This is a genomic window from Streptomyces sp. ICN903 (genome assembly GCF_022015835.1).
Classification (GTDB): Bacteria; Actinomycetota; Actinomycetes; order Streptomycetales; family Streptomycetaceae; genus Streptomyces; species Streptomyces fenghuangensis.
In genome coordinates, this window is the sequence record NZ_JAKMAY010000228.1 from 1 (window position 1) to 9,522 (window position 9,522).

Sequence of the window (9,522 nt, forward strand, 5' to 3'; positions counted from 1 at the left end):
CCGTCCTCCCCGCGCCCCTCCCGGAAGCCTCCGCTCACGCGTAGCCCAGGTCGTGCAGCCGCTCGTCGTCGATGCCGAAGTGGTGGGCGATCTCGTGCACCACGGTGATCTCCACCTCCTCGACGACCGTCTGCCGGTCGCCGCCCTCGCGCTCGCACATCCGCAGGGTGGGCCCGCGGTAGACGGTGATGCGGTCCGGCAGGACGCCCGCGTACCACTCGCCGCGCTCGGTCAGCGGCGTGCCCTCGTAGAGCCCGAGCAGTTCGGGGTCCTCGGCGGGCGGCTCGTCCTCCACGAACACCGCCACGTTGTCCATGAGCCGCGTCAGCTCCGGCGGGATCCGGTCGAGCGCCTCGGCCACCAGTTCCTCGAACTCCTCGCGCGTCATCTCCAGCACGCGCCCATTGTCCGTCACCGCACGCGGACGGCGCACGGGCCGGCGCACAGGACCGCGGCGCGGCGTACCGGGCGGAAGCCGCACGGACGCCGCACGGTACGCCGCATAGTCGCCACCCGGAAGGGCATATGGCACGGCATGAGCCGAGAACCCCTCCGGCCGCGCCGGGCCCCCGCCCGCCGGTCCGCAGCCGTTCCCCGTGCTCTGCGTCGCCGCTTCCGGGCGCACCGGCCCGCGCCGGTGTACTCCCTGAGCCACACCCCCCACCCGTACGCCCGCGCGTTCGCGCTGGCCGCCGTCACGCTGCTCGGCGCCTGGCTGGGACTGCTCGTCGTGGGCAGCGTGAAGGCGGACGTGGGGCCGGTGGACACCCGGATGTCGCTGCGCCCCTCGCTGACCGGGGGCACCGAGATCAGCGTGCCGCCGCTCGGCGCGCTCGAACTGGACAGCCACCACGCCCCGCTCGCCCTGGACGTCGACATCGACCGGCTCGACCCCGAGCGCGCCCAGGCCCTGATAGACCGCCCGGAGCGGATCAGCGGCCTGGAGGAACAGATCACCGGCGATGTGCGGTCCGGCACACGGGACCTGGCGGTGAAGGCCTCCGTCGCGGTGGTCTCCGGCGCCACGGCGCTCGGCCTGGCCGTCTACCGGCGCCCGCGGCGCGCGCTCGCGGCGGGCGGCCTCGCGCTCGCGCTCCTGGCGGCCTCCGGCGCGAGCGCCTACGCGACGTGGAACCCGAAATCGCTGCTGGAGCCGAAGTTCTCCGGACTGCTGGCCAGCGCGCCGAGCGTGGTGGGCAACGCGCGCAGCATCGTCACCGACTTCGACATCTACCAGCAGGAGCTGGCGCGCCTGGTCACCAACGTCACCAAGCTCTACGACGCCACGTCCACGCTCCCCGCCTACCAGCCGGACCCCAGCACCATCCGCGTGCTGCACGTCTCCGACATCCACCTCAATACGGCCGCGTGGCACATCGTCAGGTCGCTGGTCGAGCAGTACGACATCGCCGTGATCATCGACACGGGCGACACCATGGACCACGGCACCGCGGCCGAGAACGGCTTCCTGGACCCGATCGAGGACCTCGGCGCGCCGTACGTGTGGGCGCGCGGCAACCACGACTCGCGCACCACCCAGGAGTACATCGAGGAGCTGGACAACACCCACGTCCTGGACGACGGGAAGCCGGTGACCGTGGGCGGTCTGCGGATCGCGGGCATCGGCGACCCGCAGTTCACCCCGGACCGCTCGGTGGTCGCCAAGGGCGACGCGGCCGAGCGCGTCGCGGGCCGGAAACTGGCCGCCTCGCTGCGCAGGAGCGCGGCGGCGGGCAAGCCGGTGCACATCGCCGCCGCGCACAACCCGATCGCCGCCCAGCAGACGGACGGCGACGTGCCCCTGGTGCTGGCCGGCCACGTCCACCGCCGGGAGGCGCGGGTGATGGAGGAGGGCACCCGGCTGATGATCGAGGGCTCCACGGGCGGTGGCGGACTGCGGGCCGTGGAGGGCGACGAGCCGCAGAAGGTGATGGCCTCGGTGCTCTACCTGGACCGGGACACCAAGCGGCTCCAGGCTTGGGACGAGATCACCCTGGGCGGTCTGGGGCTGACGACGGCCGAGGTCAGCCGCCGTCTGCCGGAGGACGTGGAGCCGGGCAGCTCCCCGTCCCCGTCCCCCTCCGGCTCGCCGTCCCCCTCCGGCTCGCCGTCCGACTCCCCGTCCCGGTCACCGTCCCCGACGCCGTCCGGGCAGCCCTCCGACTAGCCCGACCGGGCGCCGCCGGAAATCCGTTTTGGCGATCCGTCCCGCCATCCCATATGCTTCTCACGTCCCCGACGCGCTGAGAAGCGCCCAGGTGGGCCATCAGCCCTCATCGTCTAGTGGCCCAGGACGCCGCCCTTTCAAGGCGGTAGCACGGGTTCGAATCCCGTTGGGGGCACGCACAACCTGTGCGAGACTGGTGCTCGCACATCGCTTGGTCCTGTGGAGCAGTTTGGAGTGCTCGCCACCCTGTCAAGGTGGAGGCCGCGGGTTCAAATCCCGTCAGGACCGCTGCGGCTGGGTAGCTCAGTTGGTACGAGCGTCCGCCTGAAAAGCGGAAGGTCGCCGGTTCGACCCCGGCCCCAGCCACCGCAGGTGAAAGCCCCGCTCCGGGTCTCCCGGAGCGGGGCTTTCACCGTTTCCGCGCCGGTCCGTACGCCAACGGGGGCCGGGTACCGGACCTGTCCGGGCCGCCGGAAAACCGGAGGCGGTGCGGGGCGGGCCGGTGGCAGGGTGAGGGCATGACGTCTGGGGATCTCGCGGGACTGTTCGCCGAACCGCGGCGGCTGCGCGCCTTCGCCGCGCTGGTGCTGGGGGCCGGAAGCGTGCCGGAGGTGGCCAGGACCGCCGGGCTGTCCGTGCGCGAGGCCGCGGTCGCCGTGCGGCGGCTGCGGGACGGCGGACTCGTCGTCGGGGAAGCCGGAGGGGGCGCAGGAGACGGGCTGCGCGTCGAGGCCGGGCGGTTCCGGGAGCTCGCCCGCGCCCGGAGCGCGGAGAGCCGGGAAAGCCGGGAGGGTGGAGAGGCCGGGGCCGCCGGGGATCCGCTCCACCGGTCCGTGCGGGACGGGCGCATCGTCCATCTGCCGGCCAGGAAGGGCCGGCGGCTGCCGGTGCTGGAGCATGTGGTGGAGCGCTCCTTCGAGACCGGCCGTGTCTACGGCGAGCGCGAGGTGGACGACCGGCTGCGCGCCTGGTGCGAGGGCGGGGCCACCGACCATGTGACGGTGCGGCGCTATCTGATCGACGAGTGCCTGCTGGGGCGCGAGGACGGCCGGTACTGGCGCCCCTGAGCGGGCCCGCCGGGTCAGGAGCCGCCGGCCCGGCCGCCCGGATGGCGGTGGCGCAGGATCCAGAAGACGGCGCAGGAGGCGACCGCCCAGGCGGCCAGCACCAGATAGGGCTGTACGTGCAGATAGCCCGGGAAGTAGACGGCCGTGTGCTGGGCGTTGACGGAGGCGCCGGGCGGGAGCCAGCGGCCGATGGTGCCCAGCGGTGAGGGCAGCAGGGGCCAGGAGACCGCTCCCCCGGAGGAGGGGTTGCCGATCAGGACCATCAGGCCCCAGGTGGGGAGCATGGCCCAGCGGCCGATCAGGGCCTGGAACATGGTGAAGACCATGCCCGAGGTGAACATGGTCAGGGCGAGGATCATCCAGGAGTGGACGAAGGGGAAGTCGACCGCGCCCAGCAGCCAGTCCACGGCCGCGGCGATGGCGAAGCCGCCCAGCAGCGAGTAGGCGGCCGTGAAGGCGATCCGCTCGGCGGGGTCCAGGCCCCTGGCGTGGACGCTCATCTGGATGGCCCCGATGAAGCCGGTGACCACCGCCGCGAGGGTGACGTAGAACAGGGCCAGGCCGCGCGGGTCACCCGGGTCCAGCGGTTTGGCGTCCCGCACCGTCACCCGCAGTCCGGTCTCCTCACCCACCGATCGGGCGGCCTCGGTCAGCAGCTCGGCGACGGAGGCGCCCGAGGCGCTGGAGACCTCCAGCACCGGCCGCTCCCGGCCCGGGTCGCCGGGGATGCGCAGCACGGCGAAGACCTTCTGCGACTCCAGGGCCTCGTCGGCCGCCGCGGCGGTGGGGTACTCGCGCAGTTCCAGGGAGGAGCGCAGGTCCTCGCCGATCGCGGCGGCGAACGCCTGCGCGCGCTCCCGGTGGGCGGAGGCGTCCCCGGTGGCGCCGACGACCGCGACGGGGATGCGGCGCGGGGTGGGGTCGGCCATGGCGTAGGTGTACGAGCCCGCGAAGAGTCCGGCCGCGGCGGCGATGAGCAGCGACAGCACGGCGGCGGGCAGGAAGGGCGAGCCCTTGAATCGCCGCCAGCGCCCGCCGGCGCCCCCTCCCCGGCGGCCCTGCCCGGCTTCGTCCCCGGCGCGGGCATCATGAGAGCCGTGCGCGGTGCGCGAGCCGTCGGGTTCCTCGGTGCCTTCGGGACCGTCGGGGAGGGGGTGGCGCCGGTCGTTCATGCGCTCACCCTAGACAGTCTTTTCGCCCATACCACCGCAAGCCGGTCACAAGGAGCGGTGAATTGATTCGCCCGGCACTCGGTGCGGGTGCGATCCTGGAGCCCGTATGTCCACTGTGTCTGATCCCAGCCTCCCCGCCGTCCTGGAGCGACTGCCCGAGCTGATGCTGCGCGACCAGCAGCGGCTCGGCCGCCGACTGGAGGGCGTCCGCCGCATCCGCAAGCCGGAGGCGCGGCGTGCCGTGCTCGCGGAGATCGCCGCCGAGGTCGAGCGGGCCGAGCTGCGCGTGGCCGCCCGGCGGGACGCCGTCCCCGCGATCGACTACCCCGAGCAGCTCCCCGTCAGCCAGAAGAAGGACGAGATCCTTCAGGCGATCCGGGACAACCAGGTCGTGATCGTCGCGGGCGAGACCGGCTCCGGCAAGACCACCCAGATCCCCAAGATCTGCCTGGAGCTCGGGCGCGGGGTGAAGGGGCTGATCGGGCACACCCAGCCGCGCCGGATCGCGGCCCGCACGGTGGCCGAGCGCGTCGCCGAGGAGCTGCGCACGCCGCTGGGCGAGGCGGTGGGCTGGAAGGTCCGCTTCACCGACCAGGTGGGCGAGGACACCCTGGTCAAGCTGATGACGGACGGCATCCTGCTGGCCGAGATCCAGACCGACCGCGAGCTGCGCCGGTACGACACGATCATCATCGACGAGGCGCACGAGCGCAGCCTCAACATCGACTTCCTGCTGGGCTACCTCGCCCGGCTGCTGCCCCGCCGTCCGGACCTCAAGGTCGTCATCACCTCCGCGACGATCGATCCCGAGCGCTTCTCCCGCCACTTCGGCGACGCCCCGATCGTGGAGGTGTCCGGCCGTACGTATCCGGTGGAGGTCCGCTACCGGCCGCTGCTGGAGGAGGAGGGCGACAACCCCGACCGGGACCAGGTCACCGCGATCTGCGACGCGGTCGACGAGCTCCAGGCCGAGGGGCCGGGCGACATCCTGGTCTTCCTCTCCGGCGAGCGGGAGATCCGCGACACCGCCGACGCGCTGAACAGGAAGAACCTGCGCTCCACGGAGGTGCTGCCGCTGTACGCGCGGCTGTCGCACGCCGAGCAGCACCGGGTGTTCCAGAAGCACGGCGGCCGGCGGATCGTGCTGGCCACCAACGTCGCCGAGACCTCGCTGACCGTCCCCGGCATCAAGTACGTCATCGACACCGGCACCGCCCGCATCTCCCGCTACAGCCACCGCACCAAGGTCCAGCGGCTGCCGATCGAGCCGGTCTCGCAGGCCAGCGCCAACCAGCGCAAGGGCCGCTGCGGCCGCACCTCGGACGGCATCTGCATCCGGCTGTACTCCGAGGAGGACTTCCTCTCCCGGCCGGAGTTCACCGACCCGGAGATCCTGCGCACCAACCTGGCCTCCGTCATCCTCCAGATGACCGCCGCGGGGCTGGGCGACATCGAGCGCTTCCCCTTCATCGACCCGCCGGACCACCGCAGCATCAAGGCCGGTGTGCAGCTGCTGGAGGAGCTGGGCGCGCTCGACCCGAAGCAGAAGGACCCGCGCAAGCGCCTGACGGAGACGGGCCGGAAGCTGGCGCAGTTCCCCGTCGATCCGCGGCTGGCGCGGATGGTGCTGGAGGCCGACCGCAACGGCTGCGTCCGCGAGGTCATGGTGATCGCCGCGGCGCTGTCCATCCAGGACCCGCGCGAGCGCCCCGCCGACAAGCAGCAGCAGGCCGACCAGCAGCACGCCCGGTTCCGCGACGAGAACAGCGACTTCCTCGCCCTGCTCAACCTGTGGCGCTACGTGCGCGAGCGGCAGAAGGAGCTGTCCTCCTCGGCCTTCCGCCGGATGTGCCGGTCCGAGTTCCTCAACTACCTGCGCATACGCGAGTGGCAGGACATCTACGTCCAGCTCCGCCAGGTCGCCAAGTCCATGGGCGTCCACATGAACGACCAGGACGCGGACGCCGACCGCGTCCACCAGTCGCTGCTGGCGGGCCTGCTGTCGCACATCGGGCTCAAGGAGGTCAAGGAGAGCGGGAAGAGCTCCCCGGGCGAGGGCGGGCGGGAGAGCGCCAAGGGCAACGAGTACCTGGGCGCGCGCAGCGCGAAGTTCGCCGTCTTCCCCGGCTCCGCGCTGTTCAGGAAGCCGCCGCGCTGGATCATGTCGGCCGAGCTGGTGGAGACCTCGCGGCTGTGGGCGCGGGTCAACGCGAAGATCGATCCGGACTGGATCGAGCCGCTCGCCGGCCATCTGGTCAAGCGCACCTACAGCGAGCCGCACTGGGAGCAGAAGCAGGCGGCGGTGATGGCCTACGAGAAGGTGACGCTGTACGGCGTGCCCATCGTGGCCCAGCGCAAGGTGAACTACGGGCGCATCGACCCGGAGACCTGCCGCGAGCTGTTCATCCGCAACGCCCTGGTGGAGGGCGACTGGCGCACCCACCACCAGTTCTTCCACGACAACCGCAGGCTGCTGGGCGAGGTGGAGGAGCTGGAGCACCGGGCCCGCCGCCGCGACATCCTCGTCGACGACGAGACGCTGTTCGACTTCTACGACCGGCGCGTCCCCGAACACGTCGTCTCCGGCGCGCACTTCGACTCCTGGTGGAAGCGCAAACGCCAGGAGGAGCCGGACCTGCTCAACTTCGAGAAGTCCATGCTCATCAACGAGCGGGCCGGGCAGGTCACCAAGGACGACTACCCCGACTCCTGGCACCAGGGCAGGCTGCGGTTCCGGGTGACGTACCAGTTCGAGCCGGGCGCGGACGCCGACGGCGTCACCGTCCACATCCCCCTCCAGGTGCTCAACCAGGTCTCCTCCGAGGGCTTCGACTGGCAGATCCCCGGGCTGCGCGCGGATCTGGTCACCGAGCTGATCCGCTCTCTGCCCAAGCCGATCCGCCGCAACTACGTGCCCGCCCCCGACTTCGCCCGGCGCTTCCTGGACACCGTCGCCGGAAGGGACGGCGGCATCCCGCAGGAGACGCTGAACGAGCCGCTGACGGCCGTGCTGGCGCGGGGGCTGACGCGGATGACGGGGGTGCGTGTGACCCCGGAGGACTTCGACCCGTCCAGGGTCCCCGACCATCTGAAGATCACCTTCCGGGTGGTGGACGAGCGGCGCCGCAAGGTCTCCCGCGACGCCGAGAGCAAGGATCTGGAGGAGCTGAGGGACGCTCTGCGCCCGCGCACCCGGGCCGCGCTGTCCAAGGCGTTCGACTCCGCCCGGGACAAGGGCGGCGACGGTACCGGCGGCGGTCTGGAGCAGCGCACCGGGCTGACCTCCTGGACCATCGGCGCCCTGCCGCGCACCTTCGAGACGCGGCGGGCCGGCCAGCCGGTCAGGGCGTACCCGGCTCTGGTGGACGACGGCGCCTCGGTGTCGGTGAAACTCTTCGACACCGAGGACGAGCAGAGTGAGGCGATGTGGCGCGGCACGCGCCGGCTCGTCCTGCTCAACCTCCCGTCCAATCCGGCCAAGTTCGCCCAGTCCAAACTCACCAACCAGGACCGGCTCTCCCTCGCCGCCTCCCCGCACGGCAGCGTCCAGGCGCTGTTCGACGACTGCGTGACGGCCGCCGCGGACCGGCTGATCGCGGCGCACGGCGGCCCGGCCTGGAACGAGGAGGGCTTCCGCAAGCTCTTCGACGCCGTGCGCGCCGACATCACCGACGCGACGGTGGCGACGGTGCGGCAGGTGCGCGAGGTGCTCGCCGCCTGGCAGTCGTGCGAGCGCCGGATGAAGTCGCCGCCGCTGTCGGGCAGTCCGACCCTGGCGCCGAACCTCGCGGATGTGCGGCAGCAGCTCACGGAGCTGGTCGGACCGGGCTTCGTGACCGCCCACGGCGCCCGGCGCCTGCCGGACCTGCTGCGCTATCTGACGGCCGTGGACCGCCGCCTGCAGCAGCTGCCCACGAACGCCGAGCGGGACCGTGCCCGGATGGCGAAGGTGAAGGAGATGCGGGACGAGTACGAGTGGCTGCTGGAGCAGTTCCCGAAGGGGCGGCCGGTGCCGCGGGAGGCGCGGGAGATCCGCTGGATGATCGAGGAGCTGCGGGTCAGCTACTTCGCGCACGCCCTGGGGACGGCTTACCCGGTCTCGGACAAGCGCATCGTGAAGGCGGTGGACGCGGCGGCGCCGTAGCCGGACCGGCACAGGGACCGGTCGCGGGCCGGTGACGGGTCGGTAGCCGGGCCGGGACTGAGAGTGAGTTCGCTTTGTGTCCCTGAGCTGCTGTAGAGTCCTTCTCGCAGCTCGGGCAGCGCCCGGCGCTGCGGCTTCCAGGTCCTGTGGAGCAGTTTGGAGTGCTCGCCACCCTGTCAAGGTGGAGGCCGCGGGTTCAAATCCCGTCAGGACCGCATCGAGTGGCCCGGATCCCCCGAGGATCCGGGCCACTGGCCGTTTTGCGCGCCCTCGGGCATCCCCGGCGCACGGGCCGTCTTGACGGTTCCTCAGGCCGCGGGTACCTCTGCTACAGGGAGGTGGGCGCGATGCCGACGACTCCGAGGTATCCGCGGCACGAGACACGGGCCCTGCTGCGGGCCCATCTGTCCGCCGCGACGCGTTACGGCCACGCCACCCGGCACTGCCCGGTCTGCCACCGGCTGCAGCTGCTGGCGATGGAGCCCGCGGGCGAGCGTCCCGGCGGGCCGCCCCCGGCCGCCTCCTCCGCCCCGCGCCCGGAACCGCCCGTACGGTCTGTGCGGCCCGTACGCCCCGGGGAGGGCCCCGAGCCGCCCGCCGCGCCCGTGGAGGGCCGGCCGGGCCCCGGCGGGCCCTGAGCCGGGTCTGACGGGTCCTTCGCTCTCGACGCCGCCCCGGCACCGCCCTGCGGCCGGGCGGCGGCCCGGCGGCGCACGAGAGGCGGCCGGCGGCGCACCGGCGCCCCGACCGGAGGTCCGATTGCGGGGCGTCGTACGCTTATTTCCCATTACCGTACGGTAGTTGGGGCGTGCAAGACCCGTGCGATGTGACGGGAGTCACCGAATCGGTTGATCCGAGGGAGGAATTTAACCCCTTCCTACATCCGGTAAATTTAATATGTGCCATTGCACTGCACCCGAGCGCCCCTCCCGACGCTTCCGCGCGCCCCCCGCACGGGATCCCCCCGAGGGC

General features: G+C 72.2%; 6 protein-coding genes and 4 tRNA genes. 8 read left to right on the plus strand and 2 right to left on the minus strand.

Annotated elements, in window-relative coordinates:
• Positions 1–34: 34 nt before the first annotated feature.
• Positions 35–397 carry a metallopeptidase family protein gene (locus L7D48_RS20960; RefSeq protein ID WP_237881319.1) on the minus strand — a complete coding sequence of 121 codons (363 nt, stop codon included), beginning with the start codon at positions 395–397 and terminating at the stop codon, positions 35–37.
• A gap of 138 nt (positions 398–535) precedes the next feature.
• Here L7D48_RS20960 and L7D48_RS20965 point away from each other — a divergent pair, with 138 nt between their 5' ends.
• The 5 genes from L7D48_RS20965 (at position 536) to L7D48_RS20985 (ending at position 3,234) form a co-directional block, all read left to right on the plus strand.
• Positions 536–2,167 carry a metallophosphoesterase gene (locus tag L7D48_RS20965; RefSeq protein ID WP_237881321.1) on the plus strand — a complete coding sequence of 544 codons (1,632 nt, stop codon included), beginning with the start codon at positions 536–538 and terminating at the stop codon, positions 2,165–2,167.
• 102 nt (positions 2,168–2,269) lie between these two features.
• Positions 2,270–2,342: transfer RNA gene (locus L7D48_RS20970), tRNA-Glu, on the plus strand.
• Positions 2,343–2,380: 38 nt separating this feature from the next.
• Positions 2,381–2,455, plus strand: a tRNA-Asp gene (locus L7D48_RS20975).
• Positions 2,456–2,459: 4 nt separating this feature from the next.
• A tRNA-Phe gene (locus tag L7D48_RS20980) sits at positions 2,460–2,533 on the plus strand.
• A gap of 152 nt (positions 2,534–2,685) precedes the next feature.
• Positions 2,686–3,234, plus strand: a complete 549-nt coding sequence (locus L7D48_RS20985; protein ID WP_237881324.1) for a DUF2087 domain-containing protein — start codon at positions 2,686–2,688, stop codon at positions 3,232–3,234.
• A 14-nt stretch (positions 3,235–3,248) separates the two neighbouring features.
• Here the strand turns inward: L7D48_RS20985 and L7D48_RS20990 are convergent, their stop codons facing one another.
• Complete coding sequence (locus tag L7D48_RS20990; protein WP_237881325.1) at positions 3,249–4,406, minus strand: ABC transporter permease; 1,158 nt, start codon at positions 4,404–4,406, stop codon at positions 3,249–3,251.
• A 106-nt stretch (positions 4,407–4,512) separates the two neighbouring features.
• Here L7D48_RS20990 and hrpA point away from each other — a divergent pair, with 106 nt between their 5' ends.
• From hrpA to L7D48_RS21005, 3 genes are all read left to right on the plus strand, one after another.
• Positions 4,513–8,550, plus strand: a complete 4,038-nt coding sequence (hrpA, locus tag L7D48_RS20995; RefSeq protein ID WP_237881326.1) for an ATP-dependent RNA helicase HrpA — start codon at positions 4,513–4,515, stop codon at positions 8,548–8,550.
• A gap of 140 nt (positions 8,551–8,690) precedes the next feature.
• Positions 8,691–8,765, plus strand: a tRNA-Asp gene (locus L7D48_RS21000).
• Between the two features lie 132 nt (positions 8,766–8,897).
• The gene (locus L7D48_RS21005; RefSeq protein ID WP_237881327.1) at positions 8,898–9,188 is read left to right on the plus strand and encodes a DUF6274 family protein; all 291 of its coding nucleotides are present in this window, start codon (positions 8,898–8,900) and stop codon (positions 9,186–9,188) included.
• Positions 9,189–9,522 lie beyond the last annotated feature (334 nt).

What these genes read in the sequence shown, in the direction of transcription:
- L7D48_RS20990 (WP_237881325.1), bottom strand. Translation starts at nt 4,406, where the DNA reads ATGAACGACCGGCGCCACCCCCTCCCCGACGGTCCCGAAGGCACCGAG.
- L7D48_RS20985 (WP_237881324.1), top strand. Translation starts at nt 2,686, where the DNA reads ATGACGTCTGGGGATCTCGCGGGACTGTTCGCCGAACCGCGGCGGCTG.
- L7D48_RS21005 (WP_237881327.1), top strand. Translation starts at nt 8,898, where the DNA reads ATGCCGACGACTCCGAGGTATCCGCGGCACGAGACACGGGCCCTGCTG.
- hrpA (WP_237881326.1), top strand. Translation starts at nt 4,513, where the DNA reads ATGTCCACTGTGTCTGATCCCAGCCTCCCCGCCGTCCTGGAGCGACTG.
- L7D48_RS20965 (WP_237881321.1), top strand. Translation starts at nt 536, where the DNA reads ATGAGCCGAGAACCCCTCCGGCCGCGCCGGGCCCCCGCCCGCCGGTCC.